The sequence below is a fragment of the Sphingomonas sp. Leaf34 genome (assembly GCF_001421805.1).
In the GTDB taxonomy this organism is placed as follows: Bacteria; Pseudomonadota; Alphaproteobacteria; order Sphingomonadales; family Sphingomonadaceae; genus Sphingomonas.
Genome location: NZ_LMLC01000004.1, coordinates 593,672 through 618,895, shown reverse-complemented (window position 1 = coordinate 618,895; position 25,224 = coordinate 593,672). Strand labels below are relative to the sequence as shown.

Annotated in this window: 16 protein-coding genes; 4 read left to right on the top strand and 12 right to left on the bottom strand. The window is 65.3% G+C overall.

Annotation, left to right across the window (positions count from 1 at the left end):
* Positions 1-177: 177 nt before the first annotated feature.
* The 3 genes from ASF00_RS14265 to ASF00_RS14255 all read right to left on the bottom strand — a co-directional run bounded on the left by ASF00_RS14265 (position 178) and on the right by ASF00_RS14255 (position 3,885).
* Positions 178-1,707 carry an amino acid permease gene (locus ASF00_RS14265; protein ID WP_235525854.1) on the bottom strand — a complete coding sequence of 510 codons (1,530 nt, stop codon included), beginning with the start codon at positions 1,705-1,707 and terminating at the stop codon, positions 178-180.
* Between the two features lie 297 nt (positions 1,708-2,004).
* Positions 2,005-2,262 (bottom strand): hypothetical protein, encoded by a 258-nt coding sequence (locus ASF00_RS14260; protein ID WP_055880366.1) that lies wholly within the window; start codon positions 2,260-2,262, stop codon positions 2,005-2,007.
* Between the two features lie 306 nt (positions 2,263-2,568).
* Complete coding sequence (locus ASF00_RS14255; protein WP_055880364.1) at positions 2,569-3,885, bottom strand: chloride channel protein; 1,317 nt, start codon at positions 3,883-3,885, stop codon at positions 2,569-2,571.
* Between the two features lie 244 nt (positions 3,886-4,129).
* Here ASF00_RS14255 and ASF00_RS14250 point away from each other — a divergent pair, with 244 nt between their 5' ends.
* Positions 4,130-5,119 carry an SDR family oxidoreductase gene (locus tag ASF00_RS14250; RefSeq protein ID WP_055880362.1) on the top strand — a complete coding sequence of 330 codons (990 nt, stop codon included), beginning with the start codon at positions 4,130-4,132 and terminating at the stop codon, positions 5,117-5,119.
* Positions 5,120-5,298: 179 nt separating this feature from the next.
* Here ASF00_RS14250 and ASF00_RS14245 read toward each other — a convergent pair whose 3' ends face one another.
* Positions 5,299-6,453, bottom strand: a complete 1,155-nt coding sequence (locus ASF00_RS14245; protein ID WP_055880360.1) for a cellulase family glycosylhydrolase — start codon at positions 6,451-6,453, stop codon at positions 5,299-5,301.
* 74 nt (positions 6,454-6,527) lie between these two features.
* Entirely contained in the window at positions 6,528-9,521 is a 2,994-nt protein-coding gene (locus ASF00_RS14240; RefSeq protein ID WP_235525849.1) for a TonB-dependent receptor, read from the bottom strand.
* Between the two features lie 225 nt (positions 9,522-9,746).
* Here ASF00_RS14240 and ASF00_RS14235 point away from each other — a divergent pair, with 225 nt between their 5' ends.
* Positions 9,747-10,274 (top strand): hypothetical protein, encoded by a 528-nt coding sequence (locus ASF00_RS14235; RefSeq protein WP_156348362.1) that lies wholly within the window; start codon positions 9,747-9,749, stop codon positions 10,272-10,274.
* On the opposite strand, the gene ASF00_RS14230 is transcribed toward ASF00_RS14235, so the two are convergent.
* Genes ASF00_RS14230 through ASF00_RS18590 form a run of 5 tightly spaced genes read right to left on the bottom strand, consistent with a single transcriptional unit; the run spans position 10,263 to position 15,422 of the window.
* Positions 10,263-11,294: a glycoside hydrolase family 43 protein gene (locus ASF00_RS14230; RefSeq protein WP_235525847.1), complete on the bottom strand. Its 1,032-nt coding sequence runs from the start codon at positions 11,292-11,294 to the stop codon at positions 10,263-10,265. The genes ASF00_RS14235 and ASF00_RS14230 overlap by 12 nt on opposite strands.
* 12 nt (positions 11,295-11,306) lie before the next feature.
* Positions 11,307-12,374: an arabinan endo-1,5-alpha-L-arabinosidase gene (locus ASF00_RS14225; RefSeq protein ID WP_055880350.1), complete on the bottom strand. Its 1,068-nt coding sequence runs from the start codon at positions 12,372-12,374 to the stop codon at positions 11,307-11,309.
* Positions 12,371-13,561, bottom strand: coding sequence for a glycoside hydrolase family 43 protein (locus ASF00_RS14220; RefSeq protein WP_156348361.1), 1,191 nt, complete (start codon positions 13,559-13,561; stop codon positions 12,371-12,373). The genes ASF00_RS14225 and ASF00_RS14220 overlap by 4 nt, the downstream gene beginning before the upstream one ends.
* Positions 13,561-15,117, bottom strand: coding sequence for an alpha-N-arabinofuranosidase (locus tag ASF00_RS14215; RefSeq protein WP_055880347.1), 1,557 nt, complete (start codon positions 15,115-15,117; stop codon positions 13,561-13,563). The genes ASF00_RS14220 and ASF00_RS14215 overlap by 1 nt, the downstream gene beginning before the upstream one ends.
* Positions 15,117-15,422, bottom strand: coding sequence for a hypothetical protein (locus ASF00_RS18590; protein WP_156348360.1), 306 nt, complete (start codon positions 15,420-15,422; stop codon positions 15,117-15,119). Before ASF00_RS18590 ends, ASF00_RS14215 begins: the two co-directional genes overlap by 1 nt.
* Positions 15,423-15,854: 432 nt before the next feature.
* On the opposite strand from ASF00_RS18590, the gene ASF00_RS14210 reads away from it, so the two are divergent.
* Together ASF00_RS14210 and ASF00_RS18585 are read left to right on the top strand one after the other, a co-directional pair.
* Positions 15,855-16,583 (top strand): FadR/GntR family transcriptional regulator, encoded by a 729-nt coding sequence (locus tag ASF00_RS14210; RefSeq protein WP_055880626.1) that lies wholly within the window; start codon positions 15,855-15,857, stop codon positions 16,581-16,583.
* 280 nt (positions 16,584-16,863) lie between these two features.
* Positions 16,864-17,022 (top strand): hypothetical protein, encoded by a 159-nt coding sequence (locus ASF00_RS18585; protein WP_156348359.1) that lies wholly within the window; start codon positions 16,864-16,866, stop codon positions 17,020-17,022.
* Here ASF00_RS18585 and pbpC read toward each other — a convergent pair.
* Both pbpC and ASF00_RS14200 read right to left on the bottom strand, forming a co-directional pair.
* Positions 16,998-19,103 (bottom strand): penicillin-binding protein 1C, encoded by a 2,106-nt coding sequence (gene pbpC, locus ASF00_RS14205; RefSeq protein ID WP_055880345.1) that lies wholly within the window; start codon positions 19,101-19,103, stop codon positions 16,998-17,000. The genes ASF00_RS18585 and pbpC overlap by 25 nt on opposite strands.
* On the bottom strand, positions 19,100-24,871 hold the full coding sequence (locus tag ASF00_RS14200; RefSeq protein WP_055880342.1) for an alpha-2-macroglobulin family protein: 5,772 nt from the start codon (positions 24,869-24,871) through the stop codon (positions 19,100-19,102). The genes pbpC and ASF00_RS14200 overlap by 4 nt, the downstream gene beginning before the upstream one ends.
* Positions 24,872-25,224 lie beyond the last annotated feature (353 nt).

Here is a 25,224-nt window from a genome sequence, read left to right as displayed (position 1 = left end):
AACGCCGTCCCATCCACGGCCGACGGTGGCGCGAGCGCCTTTTTCCAGACCGGCGGCACCGATCCGTTCCGGTATCAAGCGTTTGAACCGGCAGAGCGCAATCGGACAGCGCAGAACCGGCCATCGACGCCCTCTCGCCGCGATCCCGGCTTCGAACGGTCCTTTATCTGGCGGCGCCTAGGGCTGCTCGCCAACGGGCGCCACATATTCCCCCATATCCGGCGCATCGTCCTGCGGCTCACCCCGCTGCAGGTGCGAGTGACGGATGCCATAGACGAAATAGAGCAGGATACCGCCGACCATGTACCAGGCGAAAAACATCAAGACCTTCATCGGCACCGTCGTGATGAGATAGACGCACGACGCAATGCCCAGGAGAGGCACTGCCGGATAGAGCGGTACGGAGAACCCGCGCGGCAGGTCGGGCGCAGCGCGGCGCAGGTAGATGACCGACAGGCAGACGATCGAGAACGCCGCGAGCGTGCCGACCGAGGTCATGTCCCCCAGCACGTTGATGTCGAAGAATCCCGCCGCCACTGCCGTGACGACGCCGACCAGCACGGTGTTGACATACGGTGTCTTGAACGTCGGGTGCACGGTCGCGAACACGCGTGGCAGCAGGCCGTCGCGCGCCATCGTGTAGAAGATCCGCGTCTGGCCATACATCAGCACCAGCACCACCGAGGTCAGCCCGATGATCGCACCGATCTTGATGAGCTTGGCCAGCCACCCCCAGGCGGGGCCGAAACTGTCGACCACCACTGCGACCGGATCGGGAACATTGAGCGCGGTATAGGGCACCAGCAACGTCATGATCGCCGCGACGAGCATGTAGATCACCGTGCACACGATCAGCGCGCCGATGATCCCGAACGGCATGTCCTTCTTGGGGTCCTTGGCCTCCTGCCCCGCGGTCGATATCGCCTCGAACCCGACATAGGCGAAGAACACGATCGATGCGGCGCGCATGACGCCGTCGACGCCGAACTTGCCGGCGCCCTGATTGGCGGGAATGAACGGCGTCCAGTTGCGCGCGACCAGTTCGTTCAGATGCGACAGCACGATCACGCCGCCGACCGCGATGAAGGCGACCAGCACGCCGACCTTGATCGCGACGATGATGGTGTTCACCTTCGCCGATTCCGCCACGCCCCGCACCAGCAGCGCGGCGAGCGCCAGACATATCAGGAAGGCCGGCAGGTTGAAGATCGTCGTCACCGGCCGACCATCGACGACAACCGGCACGCCGCCGCGGATCAGAGGATACCCGGCCGGCCCGGTGAACTGCGGGGGAATATGGATGCCGAAATCGCCCAACAGGCTGATGACGTAGCCCGACCAGCCGACCGCCACCACCGACGCGGCCAGCCCGTATTCGAGCAGCAGCAGCGCGCCCATCGTCCACGCGACGAATTCGCCCAACGTCGTATAACCATAGGTATAGGCCGAGCCGGACACTGGCAGTGTCGACGACAATTCGGCGTAGCACAGGCCGGCAAACGCGCAGACCATACCGGCCACCACGAACGACAGCAGCACCGCAGGACCTGCATGGAGCGCGGCCGCAGAGCCGGTCCGCACAAAGATGCCCGCGCCGATGATACACCCGATGCCGAGCATCAGCAGGTTCCATTTGCCGAGCGTTCGCTTCAGTTCACTTGCGGCGGTTTCGCGCTGAACCTGCGCGATCGATTTGCGCGCAAACATGCGCTCGACGATGCCCCTCGAGGCCTGCCTTGCCATACTTCCCCCGGGGTTAAAAACCAGCCAACCAAACCCGTCCAAGCCTAGCGGGCAACCGGGACAACGCAATGTCCCTTAGCATTCGAGTGGCTTAGCGGCTGGGATGAAATTGCCATTCTGTCCTTTATGGGGGGAACAATGTCTGGTCGTTCCAATGCGGTTTGCCGCCTCTCGACACCAAGGGGCCAGGCAGGTCGGATTTTAGGGGCACGGTCCCGGTCGCTGTCGAAACCCGAGAGTAGGGCTTGCGAGAGGCATCCGCTAAAATCCGGCTCGATCGATCATCGTTGCGACCTCGATCGGCAGCTCGGACTGCGACGTTGGCAATAATCGGTTTAACACGGTCTGCACACGCTTGCGCGCTACCTGATATGCCTTGTGGCGGATCGCGCGCGTTGCGTTGGTTCGCCATGATGCGCTCTCACCGAGCAGCGCCTCCCACTTCGTCTCTTCTGCCTCCAGGATCGAGAGCGCCAGACGCAATCCATCCCGTCGCCCGCGCGCGTACTCGTCGGACATAGCTGGCCTCTCCATCGTTCGCGCAACATTGGCCTCGCTCCAGAAGCTTGGCAAGGCAGGCTCGCCCCCCTGCCGCCGCCTGCACCGCTTGCGTTTGCAAACGTCGGGATCAGCGACGGGCGTCTGAACCGACGACGGGCGTCAAAGCCAGCGATGGGCGGGCCGGCACGGTCGACAGCGCCACCGCGCTGGCCACCTCCAAAGGCAGCGCCGTCGCAGCACGCGTATCTCATGACCGTCTATCGTGGCCATGCCACGTGCGGGCGCGTGCGACGGGTTCCTGCAGACTCAGGCGGATCTGCTCGTTTATGTCATCGAAAAGGTCTTCGACAGGCCGTGGTACAACTTTTCGCGGCACACCCACTGGCTGGCGGCATCGGCGATGAAAGCCGTTGCGAACATCGGCAGCATCAGGCCCCGGCTGGCGGTCGTCTCCGACAGGATGATGACCGCGGTCAGCGGCGCGCGGACGACCCCTGCAAAATAGGCGACCATACCGAGGATCACGATCGCACTCGCCGGCTCGCCGGGAAATACCTCGCGCAGCAGGTTGCCGACGCCGGCGCCGACGGCGAGCGACGGCGCGAAGATCCCGCCCGGGAGGCCGGCGATCGCGGTCGCGGCCGTGGCGATCAGCTTGGCCGGCCCAAACCAGAGCGGGGCATCCACGCCGACGATCATCGCGCGCGCGGACGCATAGCCGGTTCCCCAAGTCAGCCCGGTCACGACGCCCAGCACCGCGACGACACCCCCGCAAATGCCGGCGAACGCCACGGGATGCGCACGGGCCCACCCCGTCAGCCGATTGCGGCTGACCGCCATCGCCAGCAGAACGCGCGAGAAGAGCCCGCCCGTCATGCCACCCGCGACTCCGGCGACCGGGGCGACGATCAGCGCGGACAGCAGCGGCATATGCGCGCCGATCGCCCCGAAGTAGATATAGTCGCCCTGCACCGACTGCGCGACCATCCCGGCGATAACGATCGCGGCGAGGACGAGCAGCGTCACGCGCTGCTCATACGCGGAGGCGAGTTCCTCGATCGCGAACAGCAGCCCGGCAAGCGGCGTGTTGAAGGCGGCTGCCACGCCCGCCGCACCGCCGGCGATCACAACGCCACCGCGCAACGGCACGCGGACGATTCGGTGCGTCACCCCCATGACCGCGGCCGCCACTTGGACGGTCGGCCCTTCCCGGCCGACCGATGCACCGCCCAGCACTGCGCCGATGGTCAGCACCGCCTTTGCCGCGACCGTCCGGATCGAAATCAGCGTTCCGGTGGCGTCGTTCGGATTGCCCTGCGCCGCAATGACCTGGGGAATACCGGATCCCCGCGCGAGCGGCGCATAGCGACGGGTCATCCAGACCAGTCCCATGAAGATGAGCGGCGTCGAGATCAGCGGCAGCCAGTGCCAGGTCGCGGCAAAACGGCCGAAGACCGCGCCTGCCCAGTCGGCAGCCTCCGCGAACAGGGTCGCGACGATGCCTATGAGGATCGCACCCGTCAGGATCGCCACGCGCGTCCGAAACTGCGTCGATCGCGGACCTCGCGCGCGCAGCAACGCTCTGTACCGTGACGGTGTCCAGCGTTTAGCCGGTATAAAGCGATTGATCAGGCCAGCCATGATGCTTCTTTAGGTCCCGCCGCCAGTTAGGCTACCCCCTCCCCGCCCACATGCGCGGCCTGCCGGGGATGGGATCAGCCACGAGGCTCCGCCATCCTTGCCCGATAGCGGCGTTCGGGACGGTCGTCATGCGTAAACAGCGACGCCTGACAGCGCCGAACGACTGGGACGGTGTGACGACCTGTTTTGGAACAGAAGCAATCGTTTAGCGCTTGGAGTTTTGATCATTCCGGGAGCTAGGACAATGACCGATACCACACGCCGCACCTTCGTGACGGGGGCAGCGATTGCCGCCGGCGCGATCACCGCGACGGCCTCAAGCGCGGCGAAGCCAAACGGTGGCAGTAATGCCGCGACGACACCCGCCGCCGCCGCTTATCCCAAGCCTCCCTACCCCGTACAGCGCCAGCCTTGGCCAGGACTAGCGTCGAAGATGACCCCGCGGCCGGATCACGGCGAGACGAGCTACAAGGGCTCGGGCAAGCTCCTGGGCAAGAAGGCGCTGATAACCGGCGGAGACAGCGGCATCGGTCGCGCGGCGGCGATCGCCTATGCGCGAGAGGGGGCAGATGTCGCGATCAACTACCTGCCCGCCGAAGAACCCGACGCCCGCGAGGTCGTTGCGCTGATCCGCGCCGAGGGCCGCAAGGCGGTCGCCATCCCGGGCGATCTGCGAGACGAACGCTTTTGCCGCCGACTGGTGCAGCAGGCGAGCGAGCAGCTCGGCGGGCTCGATATCCTGATCAACAATGCAGCGCGTCAGCAGACGCGTCCCGGTATCGCGGATATCTCGAGCCAGGACTTCGACGATACCATGAAAACCAACGTCTACGCGCCGTTCTGGCTGACAAAGGCGGCGCTCGAGCGCATGAGCGCGGGCGCGGTGATCGTCAACACGTCCTCCGAGCAGGCGGGAAATCCTTCGCCCGATATCGTGGACTATGCCCTCACGCGTGCCGCGGTGCTCAATTTCACCAAGAGCATGGCCAAGCAGGTCGCGTCCCGCGGTATCCGCGTGAACGCGGTCGCGCCCGGTCCGTTCTGGACGCCGCTGCAGGTCAGCGGCGGGGCGACGCCCGAGAAGCTACGGAGCTTTGGCGGGGACTCGCCCATGGCTCGGGCGGGTCAACCTGCCGAGATTGCGGCGCTGTACGTTGCCGCAGCCGATCCGTCGCTGAGCTATTCGACCGGCCAGATCTTTGGATCGACCGGCGGCAACGGTCAGCCGGCGTAACCGGGCGCGCCGTAACTTGTTAAGGTTGCGGCGCGAACCACGCGATCTCGATCGCCGCGCAATGCCATGTCGCACTCCGGTCGACGGAGTTCAGCCATGGACGGCTGTAGGACAATGGAAGATACCGGCCCCGCTGATTACGGCGTTCTCCGTTCCGGACGCTTGACCGACGCGCCTTGCTATTGCCCGTCATTCGCTGTCCGGGCTCGACCTCGCCCGGCACTGGCCGGCTTTGTCAGTACGCGGATCAGCGTTGCTTCGGCAGCGCGATAGGGCGTGCCGTCGGCACGTAACACCTCGTGAAACCACACCGTAGGCTCGTCGGAGGTATAGGGCTTCTTCCAGCTGTCCCATGGCAACCGAGTCTGCGTTTTGCCGTCGACGAAGCCCCAATTGACCATGCCGATATTCAGCCGCTTACCGATCGGCAGCGAACCATCGAAGGTCGACCCTGCCCCCCGCGCCATATATTCGGTGCAGAAAACCGGGCGACCATAGCTGAGCATCTGCCGTGCCCGGGCCTCGAACTTTTCGGGCCAACTATAGTCGTGGAAACTCATGACGTCCGAATTCGCGACCTGGATGCGCTCGACGGGATCGAGCGTCGCCGGCTTGTCCCAATCGTCGCCGATCCACAGCCCGCTGGTCAGCGGCTGGTCCGGATCCGCCGAACGGGCCGCGGTGAACGCCTGCGCGATCAGCTCGGCAACCAGCGCCTTCTTGCCCGGCGTCGGCGCGTAATTCCCGCCACCCTCGTTATTCGGCTCGTTCCATACGTCCCATGCCAGCACGCGATCGTCCTTGGCGAACCGGCCGACGATGTCTTTGACATAGGCCATAAGCTTCGGATGGCCCGCCCGGTCGGCGAGCCGTGCGGCGCCGGGTCCCTGCACCCAGCCCGAATTATGCACGCCGGGTATCGGCGGATGCTGTGGCCCAGAGACCGGGTGGGGATCCCAGCAGCTGTCGAACAGCACGAACACCGGCCGGATATGATGGCGCGCCGCGATCGCCAGGAACGCGTCCATCCTCTGTTTCAACCCCTCGGGATCCTCCTCCCAGAGCAGATTGTGGACGAACACGCGCATCGTGTTCATGCCGAGCCCTTCGGCCCACCCCAATTCCTTGTCGATCGTACCAGGATCGAACGTCGCGGCCTGCCACATCTCCAGCTGGTTGATCGCGGTCGCGGGCGCGTAGTTCGCCCCGACGGGCCAGGGCTGGCGGGCATACCAGGCGTTGGCAGCCTGTTTGGTCCACAGGTCGCGGGCATCGGCGGCAGCCGGCAAACCCAGTATCCCGGAGATGGCCAAGCAACGTAGCACGAAGCGCATAGTTCGACTCCCTCATCGGCCCAGTAGACCGCATCTCGGCGGATGGTATTCCACCATCCGCCGCATCAGGCGGGCTAGAGGCGGAACCGTGCGCCTACGCCTAAATACCGTCCTTCGTCACGTACATCGCGGGGGTAGGACCGGTCATCGCCATATTGTGCGTAATTCCGAAACGGCTTCGCGAGGATATTGGCCGCATCGAACGTCAGGGTGATGGCCTTTATGGGCGTGTAGTTGAACGAGAAGTCGAGGCGGGTCACGTTTTCCGTACCTTCGCCAAAATACACGCCATCGACGATCTGGTTGCCGTTCAGGTATCGCGACCGGCCGTTATACGACAACCGGGTCGATATCGTGTCCTTCTCGTAGAATAGCGCCGCGTTGTAGCTCCACTTCGACAGCCCCGGAATGCCGACAAACGGCGGCGACGTGTTCGCAGGGCTAAAATCTACCGGGAATCGCTGACTCCCGTCGAGATAGGTCACATTTCCCTGCACGCCGAAGCCGCTGAACAGTCCCGGTAGGAAATCCAGGAACGTCTGCCCGCCGACTTCGACGCCCTTGATCTTGCCGGCCCCGGCATTGGCCTGGGCGTTCACCTCGATCAAGCCATAGAGCGGATCCTGAAAACGCTGGGTGTATCCCGACAGGAAGCCGAAGAGGTCGCGATAGAAGAAGGATGCGGTCAGCGAAGCATTCTTGGAGAAGTAATATTCGATCGTCGCATCATAGTTTGTCGATGTGAGCGGAACGAGGTTCGGATTGCCGCCATTGCCATAATAGTTCGGGCGACCCTGAAGATTCGCGGCAAACCGCGGATCGCTGAGGATCGTGACCGGCGTACCATCCGCGTTCACGGTCGGCGAGACGTTGGGTGTCAACGTCACTGCGGGATTGAGCGCGCCGAATTCCGGCTTGGTGCGCGTTTCGGTGAATGCGAAACGGATTTGCAGCTTGTCGTTTGGACGAATGCGCAAACTGGCGTTCGGCAGGATGTCGACATAATTGGCATTGGTCGTGACCGGCTGGGTCGCCGTGACGACACTGCCGTTGGCATCGGTTTGAATGACGCCATTGACCACGACGGGTACCGTCCCCTGGCCGCTATACTTGCCGACGGTGTTGACGACGCGGACGCCGAGCAGACCGTCCACCCCGACCGAGCCGATATCGAATTCATATTTGGCCTGGCCGTAGAAGGCGTAAGTCTGCTCTTTCGCAAGGAACGCCTGTAACGGATCGAGCTGGACGTTCGCGGTCGAGAACAGGCGAAGGGCGTCGCGATATCCGCCGTCGTTCGGATTGGCTGCGACGAGCTTCTGAAGCTGGGCGAGCGAGAACTGGCGCAGTGCAGCGGCATTGCCTTCGATTCCGGCGCGGGTCGGCATCAGCCAGCTCGTCCAGCCTTGCGTGTTTCCGCGAAACGCATCCTGCGTGAGTTCGAGCGCACCCGCGGGCGTGTCGGCCAGCGGGATGTTCAGGTTCTCGGTATAGGCATACCGGTTGCCACGCTTGAGCGACGCGTCGCGATCCGTGAATCGTGCGCCGAATTGCAGCTTGGGGAACAAGGAGACGTCGGTGTCGAGGTCGACGTCGCCACGCCACTGCCAGCCGGCACCCTTCACCCGATACACGCTCTCGAAATAGCCGCGCCATTTGTAATTGGCGGGATTGTCGCGGTCATAACCGGGAAGGCTGAACGCGGTGCCGCCGTCGACGAAGAAATTCACGTCCATCGTCGGCGCGGTGGTCTGCGCCATGTCGAAGCTATATTCGTTCGAGGTGTAACGGCTGCGGGTATAAGCGAGATCACTCGAGATATGCGCGCGGCCGATATTCCACTTGAACCCGCCCGCCGTCTGGTAGGTGTCGGTATTGTTGTTGTTGGTACTGCGATATGCCTGTCCGCGTTCGCCGCCCGTCTTGGTCAGCGTCTGGACCTGGTCCGACTTCCCTTCGCGCAGGACGACGTTCGACAACACGGCGCTGTTGTTGAGAAGCGACGCTTCAAACTCGTCGTTGGCACCGCGACCGCGATACCCCTGATACAGGAAGTCATAGTAGAATTCGAGGTTCGACGCCGGTTTCCACTGTGCGCTGGCATTGACCGCGGGACGCCAGCGTTTTCCGCTATCGTTATAGACACCGATCCGTTCCGGAATGCGAAAGGCACGTCCGACCGAATTCGGGCTCACCGTGACGTTGTCGGGTATCGTCGTCGGAACAAAGCCGCTCGCGAAGCGCACGGCGTTCCGGTACTGCGACTGGGCGTAGGACCCGTTGATCAGCACGCCGACTTCGCCGATCCCGGTGTCCGTACGCGCGCTGACCAGGATGTTGCCCAATGGATCGTATTTTTTGCTCTGGTCGTTATAGGTCCCGCGGATCCCGCCCGCGACGACGAACTTCTCGGTGAAATCGAATGGGCGGCGCGAGCGCACGTTGATCAAGCCGGCAAGACCCGGCTCGAGCAGGTCGGCGGTGCCCGACTTGTAAACCTCGAGACCGGCCAGGGCGCCGGCAGGGAAATCCTGCAGCGCCGAGCGCCGTCCCTCAGCGGTAAAGATGTCACGGCCGTTGAAGGTCGTCGCGACGTCGGGAAGGCCGCGCACGATCACCTGGCTTACTTCGTCACTGGACCGATTGACCTGGACACCAGTGATACGAGCGATCGACTCGGCCGCGGTATTGTCGGGCAGCTTGCCGATATCCTGCGCAACGACGGCATCGAGAATCGCGTCGGAGTTTCGCTTGATCGCCTGCGCGCTGCCGAGGCTGGCGCGATAGCCGGTGACGACGATATCGTCCGTCGACGCGGTCGGGCCAGTATCGACAGGTTGCGCGACATCGTCAGCCACGGGCAGATTTTGGGTTGCTTCGGTGCCGGGGCTCTTGCCCTTTGCTGCATTCGTCGCGCGTTCCTGCGCAACGGGGGCCTGCTCTTCGAGTGATGCGTCCGGAGCGGCTGCCTGCTGCTGCTCCGCAACCGTCGCAGCCTGCCCCCACGCCGCCGTGGTCATCAATGCGAATGGTGCTGCCGAAACAAACAATGCGAAGCGCTTCATCATTTTCCCCTCTCCCAATGCAAGCGGCCCAGCTGTTACCGTGGAACTCACCGTTGATCCCATTTGTCTGACTTAGGGAAACAGGTCAAGGCATTCCCAACGAATGTCGATAGACACTCTTATTGAAACCCGGAATTTGCGCTATTTCAAATGTGGGTCAAATCCCTGCGAGCTCACCCCCTACGAGGACCTGGTGAGATTCGCCGCGGTTTCTAAGGATGACGGCACATGTCTTCGATGACGATCAGGCGTTGGGTTTTCAGCATTGTTGCGGTCGCCATACCGGCTTCGGCAGACGCGGCAGTGATCAGTTGGGGCCGGGCCGGCGTTTCACTCGTGCAGTACCGGGCCGACGCGGTCGAGTGCGGCAAGCTCGGTGCCAATGCCGACATCTCCAAGGAGCCTGCGACGCAGGCTATCGTCGCCGCCGAGCAATTTACCGAACGCAATCTCAACGCATCGATCGCCGGCAGCGATCCGGCACTGGAACAGGCGCTGATGGCGCGACGGCTAAGCCCTGCCAAGAAGCTGGCTGAGGCGCAGGGCGTGATGCTGACCGCGACCGAACTGTGTCTCACACGCCTCGGCTATCACCGGTTCACGCTCACCAGTGACCAAAGCGGGAGATTGGGTCGATTACGCCTGGGCTCGCCCGAGCGTCACGCCTATCTCCACGCCTTGGCAAGCGACCCTGCGATCCTGGCGAAACAGGCGGTGCGTCCCACCGCCGAAGTCGCTACGCCGTCAGATCGATAGCGGCCCGTTCCCGACCGGCACTCCAAAATCGGGGGTGCCGTCGGCGCGATAGCGGAAGCGCTGGACACGCGTATGCCGGTTTGGGTCGTATAGGGGGTCGCCGGTAATCGCGTCGTAATCGCGCGCGTGGAAGACCAGGAGATCATTCCCCCGCGTATCCACGGTGAAGCTGTTGTGACCAGGCCCGTAGATCCGCCGTTCGGGTGACGTCTTGAAGACCGGTGTCTGGGATTTGGTCCAGCTGGCCGGATCCAGGAGATCGGCATCGTCGCGGGCCGTCAGCATCCCGAGGCAATATCGCGAGTCGGTCGCGCTCGCCGAATAGGTCATGAACACGCGGCCGTTGCGGATCAGCGGTGCAGGGCCTTCGGCGACCTTGAAACCCTGGATTTCCCAGGGCAGCGTCGGCACCGTCAAGCGGGTAGGCTTGGTAGCGAGCGTCGTGGGCGTCGCCAGCGGCGCCAGATAGAGATTGGAGTTCGTGTCGATCCCCGGCTCCTTCTGCGCCCAGCAGAGATACCGTGTCCCGCGGTTGACGAAGGTGGTCGAATCGAGCGTGAATGTATCCCACGGCGTCTGAAGCTCACCCAGCACCGACCAGGATCCCGTCACCGGGTCGTTCCCGTCGCATTGCAGGACATAGGTGCGGATGCGGAACACATCGTCGCCGTCACCCGCCGCGACATACACATACCAGCGACCGTCGATCTGGTGGATCTCGGGCGCCCAGATGTGGCCGGCCATCTTGCCGGATGCAGGCCGACGCCACAGCACCGTCTCCGGCGCATCGGCAAGCCCCGCGATGGTCGTCGCCCGCCGGAGGATGACGCGGTCATAGGCGGGCACTGACGCCGTAAACGTGTAGAGCCCGTCGGCCTGAAGCGCGATCTGCGCATCGGCGCGCTGGCGGATCAGCGGGTTGACGATCGCTCCGTCGCGAGGCCGCCGCGCCAGCAGCGGGTGCGCGAGTCCGGCGATAGCGGCGCCGGCGACGAAGCTGCGGCGGGTCAGGATATTCATCGGCATCGTCTTTCAGTTGTCGAGCGCCGGCCATCCGTCCCGCGACCAGCGCATCCGCGCCAGACGAAGGGTGGCTGCGCCGTGCCTGTCGCGATCATAGGCATGGTAGATCAGGTAATCGCGACCATCGCGGTCGTGCAGGAAGCCGGCGTGGCCGGGGCCGCGAAAGCGATCCTTGCCGGCCGCATCGGCCTGCAGCAGAACCGTCCCGCCGCCGTCGCGCATCGCGACGCCGGCGCGGTCGACATAGGGCCCGGTGATCGCACGCGATCGGCCGATGACGAGGTGGTAGTCGCTCTTGGCACCCCGGCAGCAATGGTCGAACGACGCGACAAGCCAGTACCAGCCGCCATGATCGACGATGAACGACGCTTCGATCGCGGTATTGGGTCCGGGCGCACGGCGCGCGATCGGGATGAGCGGCGCCCCCGGCACGGCAAGCTTGCCGGTCGCGGGATCGAGCCTGGCGAGCTTCAGGCCGGTCCAATAACTGCCCATGGCGAGCCATTGCCCACCCTGCCGGTCGCGCGCGAAATTCGGGTCGATCGCGTTATAGTCGTGGCCGTCCTTCGACGCGATCACCAGCCCATCGTCGCGCCAGCCATAGCCGGGCTTGGCCGGATCGAGCGTCGGGCTTGTCAGCAGTCCGATCACCGACCGCTGCTTGCCGAAGGTCGAAACCGAATAATACAGCCGATACCGTCCGTTGGCGTAGGCAATATCGGGCGCCCAGATATCCTTTGCGCCCGGCACCGCCGCGAGCGCCCAGTCCGGGATCGCCGCGATCGGTCCCGGCAGCGCGCGCCAGGTGACGAGATCGCGCGACGTGCGCGCGAGGATCGGCAACCGACCATTTTGTCCCGTCGAATAGGAATAATAGCTGTCGCCCTCTCGGATCAGCACGGGATCATGCGCCGGCACGATGTCACCGGATAGCCGATCGTTCAGCGACGGCGGCACTGGTGTCGCGCTCACGAGCGAGAACGCCGCGACGACGAGGCAGGATATGGCGCTCGAACGCCAGTCAATCGTCGCCGTTCCGATCTTCGCTGCCGACGTCTTACGGCCCGGCCGTGTCATCGACGTCCGCCGAAATAACGTTCGAGACGCTTCACTTCCTCCGGGGTGACCGCCATCACCGCGCCGTGCTTGGGCTGGGCGAAGTTCGTCGCCTTCATCGGCGACCCGGGATCGTTGAACCGACCGATGTTGCGGAACGTGACGAAGTCGGTTGTCTCCGCAAACCCCATATTGTTGGGTGTCACCCCGAAGACGTCGTACATCAGCACCCACGTATTCGTGCCGTATCTGCGCCAGAGGTTGGGGGCTTCGGCGGCCACCGTCTCCGGATCGATCTTGCGGGGGTCGTAAACATAACCGCGATCGACCCGACCCGATACCGCCTGACGGATGCTGCCGGGCTTTTCGTGCGCGACGTAGAACATCCGGTACTTGCCACCGACGAGCGTGATATCGGCGTCGATCGTGTTCACCTCCGATCGCGGATATTCCAGGACCTTTTTTGGGACCGTTGTCAGCGTCGTGAAGGCGTCATCAGCCTGGGACGCGACCATGAAATTGGGCCCGTTGCCGATCCGCGTGGTGAAATAGACCATCATACGGCGGGTAGTCGGGTCGTAGATCATCTCCGGTGCCCAGGCGTTGCCCGCGTTTTTGTACGCCGGGAACAGCCGCGACACGTCGACCTTCGCCAGCGTCCAGTGGAGCAGGTCGACGCTCTTCATCAGCAGGAGGTTGCGGTTGTTGCCCCAGCCATACTCCTTTTCGGGACGTTCCCACTCGGTCGTCCGCAGGCCCTCCCGTTTCCCGAATATGTGCAGGTCGGTCATCGCCATGTAGAAGGCGCCGTCGGGCCCGCGCGTGATATGAGGATCGCGAACCCCCTTCTGATCGGCGATCGACCGCCCCGCGAGTATCGGTCGACCTCCGTTCACGTCGGTGAAGGCAAGCCCGTCGCGCGATGTGGCGAAATAGATCGAATGCGTATCGTCTTTGAAATAGACGAGCAGATACGCGGATCGCTTTCCGACTGCGGCTGCCCCGCGCGCCGCCCCCAGGCGCGGGACGATGGTCAGCTGCCGATTGCCCGTTTTCTGGGCGGCCGGGGGCGCTGCATCCGTTGCTGCAGCGCCCATCACGACCACGGTCGCCAAGCCGCAGGTCATGACGGCCTTCGACAGGTGCATCACCAACGCACGGACCCTGCCGGGACGAACCGAACCACGAGCCTGCATCGTCGCCGGCATCATCGGATGTCGAGCATCACGACCGACTTGGGCGGCAGCGTCACCGTCAGCGTTCCGTTCGCCAGTGTCGCACCGGTGAATGCCGCAGGCTTGACGACATCGGGGGCATCGAACGTGTTGTGTGCGTCGATCGCCGACGCGGTCAGGATGCGGCCCGTGATACCGGCCCCCGTCACGCCATCGAGCTTCACCGATACCGTCGCAGGCTGGTTGGGATCGACGTTGGTCAGGCCCATGTGCACCGCGCCATCGACGCCGCGCACCGCACTCGCGCTGACCGCCTTCAGCGTCCACTGGTTCTTGTTGTACCAGCGCGACTGCACGTCGACCGGCAGGACGACGCCGTCCTGATAGTCCTTGTACATGTCGAAGACCCAATAGGTCGGCGTGCGCACCATCCGGTTGCCGTCGGTCAGCAACATCGCCTGCAGCACATTGACCATCTGCGCGATGTTCGCGCCGCGCAGGCGGTCGGTGTGGCGGGCGAAGATGTCGAAGTTGAGGCTGGTCACCAGCGCATCGCGGAGCGAGTTCTGCTGGTAGAGGAAGCCAGGATGGCTGCCCGGTTCCTGATCGTACCAAGTGCCCCATTCGTCGACGAGCAACGCGACGCGCTTGCCCGGATCATACTTGTCCATGCGCTTGGCATGTTCGGTAATGTAATCATCCATCTTGACGGTCTTGGCGAGCGTCCGCGCCCACTGATCCTCGTCGAAGCCGGTCGCTGCACCCTTTTTCGCCCAGTCGTACGGAATTGTGTAGTAATGAACACCGATGCCGTCGAAGTGCGCGCCGGCATCGCGCATCATCACATCGGTCCAGTTATAATCATCCGCATTGGCACCGCTGGCGATCTTCATCACACGCTGGCCCTCGGGCATCTTGACGAACGTCGAATACCGCCTGGTGACATCGGCCGCATATTCCGGTCGCATATTGCCACCGCAGCCCCAAAGCTCGTTGCCGATACCGAACATCGGCAGCTTCCACGGTGCCTTTCGGCCATTGGCCGCGCGTTCCTTGGCCAGGCTGGAGCCGGTCGGGGAGGTCATGTACTCGACCCACTCCGCCATTTCGCTCGGCGTGCCGTTGCCGACATTGCCCGACACGTACGGTTCGGCACCAACCATCTCGGAATAGTTCATGAACTCGTGCGTACCGACCGCATTGTCCTCGGTCACGCCACCCCAGTTCGTGTTGATCTTGACCTTGCGCTTGGCGGGAGCACCGATGCCTTCACGCCAGTGATATTCATCGGCGAAGCACCCGCCCGGCCACCGGATCACCGGCGTGCGGATCGCCTTCAACGCGTCGAGAACGTCGGTGCGGTAGCCGTTGACGTTGGGAATACGGCTGCCCTTGCCGACCCAGATGCCGCCATAGACGCCTGTACCGAGATGTTCTGCGAACTGACCGAAGATCCGCTTGTCGAATTTCGGCGCAGGCTTGTCGCCGTGCACCGTGACCGCCGCCGGTGCCCCGTCGACGGGAGGCGCCTGCTGGGCCAGTGCAGGACTGGAAAGCACGAGCGCAATCGCGGTGAACATCATTCGCATTATTCAGTCTCCGATGCGCGCGCCGGGCGCGCCTTGTCGAGGGTGGTTTGCTCGCCGGTAAGCGGGGTGAGGTGAAGGGCGAGATACCTAGGCGTTGGCCCAGATATCGGCCCAAGCGACGACATTGTCCGGGATTTCGCAAGCGGATCGCTGAACGCGCTGCATGGGGAGTTGCCGTCGACCGCCGGTTGCTCGCAGCCAGCCAATAGCGTGCGACGTCCATGCGGCACGCCCCTCGTCGATTTCCGCCCGCCCGGCGAGTAACGGCCGAGATCGTCATAGGAGAAGGCAAGCATGTTCATCACGATCGATCTCTCGCCTGCAAGATGCGCGCCCCTGCCCACGATCGATGCCTACATCCCGCATACGTCGACTGTGTCGGCGTTTTGCCGCGGCCGGATGTAAGCAGGGTTCCAGTCGCGCGCGGTTTGCCGCGCCAAAAGCCTGCAGAATTCTGCCAATCGGTTCGCTCCGGCTCGATATGTATGGCTTGCAGTCTCACCGCCCCAGCCAACGCGGAGCCGGTGTTCTGCAGCGCGGTCGCGGCCACGCCAGCCAAGATCGACGGTTGGCGCAATGCCACTCTCCTCCCCACATTTCATGGATTTTCTCCATGTCTTGTCCGACAATAGCAACCGATTTTTAATGTGCAAGTGTGTCGGGCGCGTTTTCGGACTCGTCTCGCGCTTGCGTCGCACCATTGGCTCTGCGTAAGTCTCGTTAAATTTGGAGACGTGATGACTGCTGGGAAACGAGGTCGTCCGGCGCATGTTAAGCTGGCACAGAGCATCGGCGTTGCGATCGTCACGGGTCGGCATCAGCCGGGAAGCCTGTTGCCGGGCGAAATCGATCTAGCCGGAAGTTTCGGCGTGTCGCGCAGCGTCATCCGAGAAGCGCTGCGTATGCTCTCCGCCAAAGGACTGGTCGAAAGTCGGCCAAAAATCGGCACGAAAGTCCGTGAGCGGCATGATTGGAATCTGCTGGATCCGGAGATGCTTGGCTGGATGTTCGATGGCGAGCCGCCGCTCCCGTTCGTACGCAGCCTGTTTCAATTGCGCCTGATCGTCGAGCCTGCCGCGGCGGAACTTGCAGCGGCCGGCCGCACCGCGCGGCAATTGTCGGGAATGGGCCACGCCCTCGAAACGATGGCACAGCACGGACTGTCGAGCGAGACGGGCCGTTCGGCCGACTACGAGTTCCATGCCCTGATCCTGCAAGCAACCGAGAACGAACTTCTGGTCAGCCTGTCCGCAAGCATCGCCGCCGCAGTCCGCTGGACGACGTTCTTCAAATATCGACATGAAAAACACCCGCGCGACCCGTTGCCGGAACACCGCGCGTTATTCGAGGCGATCGCCAATAGCGATGCGATCGGCGCACGCGATGCCACGCGTGCGCTGATTCATCAGGCCCAACGCGACACGGAATATGCAATGGGCATCGAGGCGCGCCGGGTGATCGCTTAGGCTCGGCACGTATCGGCCAAAGCGCGTATATGTCGGATCGCCGCGTAGGCGACGAAGACTAGCGACACGACCGGGCAGCGGTCATGGCGGATAGCAGGCCAGCGCCGGTCCCTCAGGCGCTTAACTATGCGCGCCACCGCCGTTTCCATCTCGTCGGATTGGTGCTCGACATATCCATTCCTGCAGCCGGCCTGACTTCAAGAATTTTTGAGCAGCACAGGGGCATCAAGCCTGTGCGATTGCCCGCTGGACCGCGATGTGATGCCGGGTCAGCACCTCGATGTCGATCACGCTGATGTGGGATCGGCTGGCGTCAACATCACCGCCGGTCGCGCATCACCGGCAGATGTCGGCAGTGAGCGCGGTCTGCGGCAACGCGTGCAGCGGGCGCAGCGTCGCTGGCCAGACGAAACTTTACCGGATCGTGACGATGACCTGATCGGCGGCACGACCGGCGGCGTCGACAAGTCGCAGCCGGTGGCGGCCCGGCGGGGCAAAGAACAGCAATTGCTGGGCGGCGGGGCCGAGGTCGCGATCGTCGAGGAAGACGTGGTGGGCGCGGACATCGCCGGTCGTCTCGATCGCCAGACGCTGACGGCCGGCGGGGATATCGGGGTCGATCGCATAGACGCTACCCGAAGCGGGATTGACGATCCGCGCACGGCGCGCAGTGGCGGGCGCCGCGGCGATCAGCGACTGACCGGTGCCGCGCAGGAAATATTCGAGCCGCGGCTGCTCGATCGCGTCGGCAAAGGCGATGCGTCGGCGCTCGACGCCGGCCGGCATCGACGGGCCTGCGTCTTCGTCGCGATCGAGCGCGAGCATGACGTCGCGCCAGACCGGCGCCGCGCCGCTCGTACCCGAAACCGCGCGCATCGGATCGCCCTCGACGTTGCCGACCCAGACGGCGACCGTGTAGCGCTGCGAGAAGCCAACGCACCAATTGTCGCGCATGCCTTTCGACGTGCCCGTCTTCACCGCGGTCCAGAACGGCAACCTGAGCGCCGAATCCAGCCCGAACGTGGCCGCCCGCGCGTTGGGATCGGCCATCATGTCGGCGACGATCCAGGCTGCCGCCGGCGTCGTGACCCGGCGGGCGGTGCTGCGCGGGGCATCGACCGTCAGTCGTAGCGGCGACCAGCGTCCGCCATTGGCGAGCGATCGGTACGCGTCGGCCTGTTCGAGCAAGGTCACTTCGGCCGATCCGAGCGCGAGGCTGAACCCATAATAGTCACCATCCTCGACCAGGCCCCGATACCCCGTATCCCATAACCGGTCGCGAAACGGCTCAACCCCCACGAGCAGCAGCGTCCGCACCGCGGGCACGTTGAGCGATCCCGCCAGCGCGCTGCGCACCGACACACGCCCCTTGAACCCGCGATCGTAATTCTGTGGAACGTACAGCCCCGATGCGGTGTCGAGTTGGACCGGCGAGTCGTCGAGCACTGAGGCCGGCGTCAGATAGCCGCGCTCGATCGCCTGCGCGTAGAGGAACGGCTTCAGCGTCGATCCCGCCTGGCGATACGCGTTCGCGGCATCAACCGCCGGCGCCGTCGATGCGCCGCCGATCCCGCCGACATAGGCAAGCACGTCGCCGGTCGCATTGTCGATCACCACCGCCGCGCCGTCGCGCGCGCGCGACCCGCCTAGCCCCTGGAGCTGGCGACGCAGCGCGGCGGCGACACGGCGCTGGATCGCGGCATCGAGCGTCGTCGTGATCCGCAGCCCCGGCTTGGTGAGCAGCCGATCGGCGAGATGCGGCGCGAGACCGGGATCGAGCGCCAACGTCCGCGCCGGTCCGAGCATCGACGCCGCCTCGCTGGCAAACCGCGCGCAATCGCCCTCGCCGCCGATCCTGCACGCCCGCGCGGCGATCCGGTCCGCGGACGCCTGCGGATCGGGAAGTAAAGCGGTCAGCAGCAGCGAGTCGTCGCGCGCCAGCGCCGCCGGGGTCTTGCCGAACAGCGACAGTGCCGCCGCGCCGATCCCCTGCGCCTCGCCGCGGAACGGCGCGAGGTTGAGATACGTCTCGAGGATCTGGTCCTTGCTCCAGGTCATCTCCAGCGCTTGCGCCGCGCGCATCTGGCGCAGCTTGTCGCGCCAGCCCCGCGCGCCGGGCATGGCGAGCGTCGGCGACAGGAACGCGGCGACCTGCATCGACAGCGTGCTCGCGCCCCTGCCGCGCTCCCCTTTCGCGCGCGACCGGAGCGACCCGAGCACTGCGAGCCAATCCACCCCGCCATGGCTACGAAACCGCGCGTCCTCTGCCGCGACCACGGTGGCGGGCACTACCGGCGCGATCTGGCCGAGCGGCACCCACGCCAAGCGCCTTGCCGCGAAATTGACGCGCGCGCTGTCGATCAGCACGCCGTGACGATCGTACAACCACGCCTCGGACGGTTTCCACGCCGCGCGGACCTGCGCATAGCCCGGCAGGGGCGGCGGGAACGTCGCCCAGTCGCACCCGACCGCCACGAGGATCAGCACCAGCAATCCGGCGAGCGCCGCGCGCTGCGTCATCGATCCGCGACGACCATCGTCTGATTCGGCACCGCCGCATGGATCGCCGGCGAATACATTGCCTCGACCCGGCTCGGCGGCATCTGGAACCGACCGGCGCCGTTCAACCGCAGCGTGTACGACACGGTGGCGGTGCCCTTGGGCAGCCATGCGAAATAGGCGCGCCACGTATCGCGCCCGCGCTCGACATAGCTCGGCCCGCCGCCTTCACTTTCGCCCCCTTCACTGTCGCCGCCCTGCTGGAGCAGTTGCGATTGCCCGCCGAGATCGCCGATCACCGTCGCACCCGCGGGCACGGGATCGCTGATCGCAACCCAGTTCCGCTCGGCGCTCGCCTCGACCGTCAGCGTCACGCGCAGCACGTCGCCTGTCGTCAGCCGCGCTTTGTTGCGCGCCTGCACGACCTCGACCTTCCGCGTCAGGCGATACCCGGCGAACAGCGGTTGCTTGAGCGGCACCGCCGCCGAGACGGATACGGTCGCCCATGGCCCCGCGCCGCCCGCCTGCGCCAGCCGCAGCGGCCCCGCCGCCGCGAGCGGGAACGCCGTCGACCGTGCCGCCTCCGCCAAGGGCCAGCCGCGCGCGATGCTGCGCCCGCCATAGGACAGCATCGTCGCACCGGTGACGGCCTGCGCCGGATAGATCTGCGCAAAGCGACGCGCGGCGATCGCCCCCCACGCATTGGCGGTCGTCGTGTCCCAATGCCCGCGCGACTGGCGCAGCGCCGTGCCGACCATCAGCCGCGGCGCATCGTCCTGCCAGCCGGGCCGGCCGAGCACCGCGGCGGTGACCTTGTTCGCGGCCTCGTCCGGCGACGACATCAGCCACCAGGACGCGTTGGCCGAATCCGACAGATCCAGCCGGGTGCCCTCGAACACCAGCCGGGTCCGCAACACCGCCTCGGCCTGCGCCTTCGCTTCGGTCGAGGTGCCGGGGATCGCATCGAGCGCCGCAATATAATCGGCCAGGCTCGCGGTCGGCATGTCGGCGGGCGTCATCCCGATCTGGCCGAACATCGCCGACGTCGCCTCACCCTGCCGCGCCAGTGCCGACAGCGCCGCGATCTTGGTCAGGCGGACATCGCCATAATCCTCGCGACGCAGCCGTCCATCGAGCACCGCCTTCATCGCCTCGATCATCCGCGCGCGCTGCACCGGCGGCAGCGACAGGTTTGCCGCCCCCGCGATGGACAGGACATAGGCGGTAAGCGCCTCCGACCCCTGCAGGCTGTCACCCGGGAAATAGCGCAGCAATCCGTCGGGCGCCTGATAGGTCGGAATTTCGCCTGCCAACCCCGTCCAGCCCGCCATGTCGCCCAGCACGATGATCCGCGACAGCCGCTGTTCGAAACAGTTGAACGGATAGCGCGCCATGTAATCGCGCACGCCCGCGAGCGACGGCGCCAGCGTATCGGCGAGGCGGATGTCGACGCTGCCCCGTCCCGGCAACGCGCCGGCCGGCGGTGCGATCGGGATCATCGTATCGTCGCCGACATGCGCGAGCGTCGCCGCCCAGATCTCGGTCGGCACCGCCGAAATGACGTCTTGCGTGACCGTCAGTTGATCGGCGGCACGGCCATCGTCGCTTTTCGCGCTGACCCGCCAGCGCAGCGTGTCGATCCCGGCGGGCGCGGTGAGGTTCCAGGCGACCGGTGCGGCGCCGCCCGCTGGAATGGTGACGGTCAGCGGCTTGCCCTGCGCGATCCGCGGGACGACGTCGACGCTCGCGGTCACCGTCATCGGGCGGTCCGATCCGTTGCGCAGCGTGAACCGCGCCCCGTAGAAATCGCCCGATCGGACCAGTGGCGGCAGACCCGCATAGAGCGACAGATCCTGCGCGGTGCGGATATCGGTGCTGCCGGTGCCGAACGCCTGCGCGCCATCGGTGGCGATCGCGACGAGCTGGAACGACGACAGTGCATCCGACAACGGCACTGCGATGCGCGCGCGCCCTTGCGCGTCGAGCGGCACATGCCCCTTCCACAGCAGCACCGGCTGGAAGTTTTCGCGGTTGAGCCCCGACAGGTCGCCGCCACCACCGCCGCCGCCTGCTTCGAGTGCCTTGCGTCCATAATGGCGTTTGCCGACGACTTGCATCTGCGCGGTCGCGGTCAGCACCGACAACGGACGATCGCCCATCATCGCCTCGAGGATGTTCCAGCTGTCGTTCGGCGCGAGCTGGAGCAACGCCTTGTCGACCGCCGCGAACGCGACATCGGCCTCGCGCGCCGGGCTGCCGTCCGGCTTCTTCACCTGGACGAGGACGTTGGCGGTACCCCGCGGCGCATAACGTTCGCGGTCCGCCTTGACCGCGACGCCGAGCGTATGGCCTTCCCAGCCGACCTTCACCTTGGCGATGCCGAGGCGATAGGCGGGCTTGGCGAGATCGACCAACGCAGTCGGTTCCTGCGCCTCCTCGGGCGTGTCCGACAGGCCGAGCGTCCGCGCGATACGGTGCACCCAGCTCCAGAACCCGCTCTCGACACGGCCGCGCACGACCAGCACCGAGACATAGACGTCGGGCGCATAGGCCGCGTCCATCGGCACCTCGATCACCGGGTCCTTGCCCGACAATTCCGTGACGAAACTCGACAACACCCCCTCGCGCTCGACGCTGACCAGTGCGGTCGCCGCGCGGAACGGCATCCGCACCTGGAACCGTGCGGTCTCGCCCGATGCATAAGCGAGCTTTTCGGGGACGACGTCCATCCGGTCACCATTGTCGCCGCCGAACCACCAATCGTCGTCGCCCGCGAGCCACACCGATTTGACCGAGCGCGCGACATTGCCGTCGGCATCGGTGGACGTGGCCACCGCATAGATCTCTCCCGAGACGCCGGGGTCCGCCTTGCACTGCGCAAGCCCCTGCGCGTCGGTCGTGGCGCTGCACGACGCGGACAGCTTGGTCGTCCGCATCCGGTTGTCATAGGCGTAGAACCCGCCGATCAACCGCCGCCGCGCGGTCAGGATCTGGCGACTGTAGAACGCGACCGACAGCTTTTGCCCCTTGATCGGCTTGCCATCGGTATCAAGCGCGACGAAGCGCAGACGCAGATCGTCCGCGCGCATCATCCAGCCGTCGGCCGCGACGCCAAGCTGGACGCCCGCGGCATAGACCGGGATCGATTTCGACGCGGTCAGCGTCTCACCGTTCGCGTCGCGATAGTCCATCTCGATCTGCATGTCCGCGGTGCCGGGCAGCGTCTGCGGCATGTCGACGGTCATCCGGCGCGTGCCGTCGGTGCCGAGCGTCGCCGGCAGCATCTGGGTCGGCGGCAGAGGCGTCTTGGCATCCTCCCCCTCGCCGTCGAGCTGCTTGACGCCTTCCGCGATCGCATCGCCGCCGAAGCTGTATGCGTCGTAGCCGGTCGGCGTGGCGCTATGCGCGAACCAACCGATGCGGACGTTGACCGGCAGGTTCGCTGCGCCGCCGCCCGACAGATACCCGGCGAACAGATCGAGTTGCGCCGTGCGCGGTTTGACCAGCGCAGTCTTCGGCCCGGTCACGCTCGCGCGCATCGTCGGCAGGCGGTATTCGTCGACCTTGAACGACTGGGCGGATTCGGTGGTGGTATCGCCGACCACGAAGACGAGGTCGTAATCGCCCATCGGCGCGCCCTTGGGGGCGGTCCAGACCGTCTCGCCGGTGCCGTTCGCGCCGATCGTCACGGGCATCTCGAACTGCGTGTCGGATCCGCGATGCGACAGCCTGAGCGTGCCGGTGAAGCCCGGCGCCAGCGAAAAGCCGCGCGCGTCGGGGCGGCGCAGGATGTGCTTCATGTGGATCGTCTCGCCCTGGCGAACCAGCGCGCGATCGAACACGGTGTGGATCATGTCGGTCGCCGCCGAATAGCCGTACGGCAGGTCGAAGTCATAGGGGCGGATGCCCTCGCCCCAGTCGGTCAGGGTAAAGCTGAAATCGTCGCCGCTGCGCGCCGAGATCATCAACGGATGCGCCCCGCCCTCGCCTTTGCAACTGCCATAGGTCTCCGGCTCGGGCAGGCCGCGTGCGACCATCAGGCCGCCGGTCTTGTCGGTCGCACCGCGCGCGAGTGGCTTGCCGGTGCAGCTGTCGCTGACCTGCACCACCGCGTTCGCCACCGGTTTGCCGGTCGACAGCCGCGTGACCCAGGCGAGAGAACGATCGCGGCCCCATTCGAAATGGACCGCGAGATCGGTAACCAGCGCGGCGCTGGCGACGTAGCGCGGCACGTTGCGCCCGAGCAGGGCGCGACCGAGCGTCGGGCTCGCGAGTTCGACGACGTAGAAGCCGGGCTTGCCGAGCGGCAGGCCGACGACCTCGAAATCCTTGCCCTTGCCCGGCAGGTCCAGCTTGAACGGGTCGCCCGCGCCCCCGCCCCCGTTGCCGACTCCGCTGCCGCCCCCGAACAACATCGGTTTCTCGCCGGTATGGTTGATCAGGAGCGGCTCGGCCCCCTTGCGCTCGATCGTCTGGATGTCGGTCTTGCCGGCATCCTCGACGCGGCGCAGCCACGCGGCGATCTCGCCATCGGTGCCGGCGACGCGCAACCGCTGGCCACCGATGCCCGCGGCCTGCCCCTGCAACGAGGGTTCGACGTTGCGGACGGTGACGGGCAGCACGCCACCCTGCTTCGCCTCGAGGATGCCGAAGTCGGCCGCGAATTTCACCAGCGGCGGTGCCTCGTCGAACTTTACCTCGAGCGGAAAGCGCTCGCGGTTCGCAAGGATACGGCCGCTCTCGTCCTTAAGATCGGCCGGCACCGACAACGTGGCGCGCGTCGCGACTGGTAACGGCGCGGCGAAGGTCACCTGTTCGATCGTCGCGCGGCGCTTGTCGTCGTCGGCAAAGACCGGTGCGATCGTCTTGCCATCCGCCAGCGTCAAGCGGATCGCGGTCGCGGCGCTCATCGGGATCGGTGCGGAAAAGCGGAGATAGGCCTTTTCGACCGGGCTGCATCCAGCCGCGGTGTTGACGCGCGAGCATTCGAAGCGCGCGGTAAAGGGTTTGCGAACCGTGAAATCGAACCGCTGGTCCGCGCCGGCCAGCTTGCCCCCCCCGCTGGCGATATTGGCGCCCCAGACCAGCGCCATGTCACGGCCCGGCGGCAACGGTCGACGGCATTTGAGCGCGGTGACGCCGGCGAGCGCGCGCTGGCTGAGCGCCGGATCGCTGGGGAGCGTCTTGGGCAGCCCTGCACTGTCGAGGAAATTGCCGAGCTGATAGGCATCGCCCATGCCAGCGAGCAGCTTGGCCGGCAGATCGGGCGCGAGCACGTCGACCGCGATCTTCTCGCCGATCCCGTCGACCGCGCAATAGGCGTTCGCCGCGATCGACATCCGCGTCGCGGGCATGTTCGCGGCGACGAGGAAGACCTGGTCCTCCTCGATATCGCCATAGCCCGGCATCACGGCGCGCGCGACGGGGCCGCCTGCATCGACGGTGAAACTGTCCGCATCGACCGCGTAGCCCGCAGCGCTCTTGAGGCCATCGCGCGTCGCCAGCGTGCAGCGCGTACCACCGGGCAAGGGTTGCGCGAACTCCCAGACATAGGCCTGCGGATCGGCCCAGCGCCCCTCGCCCGGCACCGCGCATTCGACCTTGAGCGGCGAAGCGGCACGCGGATCACCTAACGGTACGATCGCATCGCTGAACCGCACGGTAAACCGGGCGATCGCGCCATCCGATAGGTTGGGCGTGGCCAGCGTCACATGCGGCTTACCGCCACCGAACGCGGCAACCGGTGCAACAACGATCGCGAGCGCCGCCCACAGTCTAGCAAATCGCATGCCCGCTCTCCCCCCTGACAGGATACGGATCAGGACGCGCTAGTCCAGACGAAACCCGGTGATGACCGCATTCACCCTCGCGACGAACGCAGAAATAGCGGCTAGCGACGAGCGCAGCGTTGCTATCAGATACGGTCCTCCGGATATATGAGACTGGACTTCGCACCCACTGCGGGGCCAGATCTTTGACTTCGATCCATTATCGATCGAACGCATCGGCAGTCGCTCGGCAAATCTTTCTGAAGTAAAGCTAAAATGCCTAATTCGCTCGCCCCTGTCCTGACGCTGCGGGCACCACATCGCCGGCTTGAGGCGCGTTAGCCAATCCTTGGACTACGCAAGTTTGCAAAGAT

What these genes read in the sequence shown, in the direction of transcription:
- ASF00_RS14215 (WP_055880347.1), bottom strand. Translation starts at nt 15,117, where the DNA reads ATGCGAATGATGTTCACCGCGATTGCGCTCGTGCTTTCCAGTCCTGCA.
- ASF00_RS14260 (WP_055880366.1), bottom strand. Translation starts at nt 2,262, where the DNA reads ATGTCCGACGAGTACGCGCGCGGGCGACGGGATGGATTGCGTCTGGCG.
- ASF00_RS18585 (WP_156348359.1), top strand. Translation starts at nt 16,864, where the DNA reads ATGTCGATCACGCTGATGTGGGATCGGCTGGCGTCAACATCACCGCCG.
- ASF00_RS14230 (WP_235525847.1), bottom strand. Translation starts at nt 11,294, where the DNA reads ATGAATATCCTGACCCGCCGCAGCTTCGTCGCCGGCGCCGCTATCGCC.
- ASF00_RS14240 (WP_235525849.1), bottom strand. Translation starts at nt 9,521, where the DNA reads ATGATGAAGCGCTTCGCATTGTTTGTTTCGGCAGCACCATTCGCATTG.
- pbpC (WP_055880345.1), bottom strand. Translation starts at nt 19,103, where the DNA reads ATGACGCAGCGCGCGGCGCTCGCCGGATTGCTGGTGCTGATCCTCGTG.
- ASF00_RS14265 (WP_235525854.1), bottom strand. Translation starts at nt 1,707, where the DNA reads ATGTTTGCGCGCAAATCGATCGCGCAGGTTCAGCGCGAAACCGCCGCA.
- ASF00_RS14225 (WP_055880350.1), bottom strand. Translation starts at nt 12,374, where the DNA reads ATGACACGGCCGGGCCGTAAGACGTCGGCAGCGAAGATCGGAACGGCG.
- ASF00_RS14200 (WP_055880342.1), bottom strand. Translation starts at nt 24,871, where the DNA reads ATGCGATTTGCTAGACTGTGGGCGGCGCTCGCGATCGTTGTTGCACCG.
- ASF00_RS14250 (WP_055880362.1), top strand. Translation starts at nt 4,130, where the DNA reads ATGACCGATACCACACGCCGCACCTTCGTGACGGGGGCAGCGATTGCC.
- ASF00_RS14255 (WP_055880364.1), bottom strand. Translation starts at nt 3,885, where the DNA reads ATGGCTGGCCTGATCAATCGCTTTATACCGGCTAAACGCTGGACACCG.
- ASF00_RS14245 (WP_055880360.1), bottom strand. Translation starts at nt 6,453, where the DNA reads ATGCGCTTCGTGCTACGTTGCTTGGCCATCTCCGGGATACTGGGTTTG.
- ASF00_RS14220 (WP_156348361.1), bottom strand. Translation starts at nt 13,561, where the DNA reads ATGCCGGCGACGATGCAGGCTCGTGGTTCGGTTCGTCCCGGCAGGGTC.
- ASF00_RS14210 (WP_055880626.1), top strand. Translation starts at nt 15,855, where the DNA reads ATGACTGCTGGGAAACGAGGTCGTCCGGCGCATGTTAAGCTGGCACAG.
- ASF00_RS14235 (WP_156348362.1), top strand. Translation starts at nt 9,747, where the DNA reads ATGTCTTCGATGACGATCAGGCGTTGGGTTTTCAGCATTGTTGCGGTC.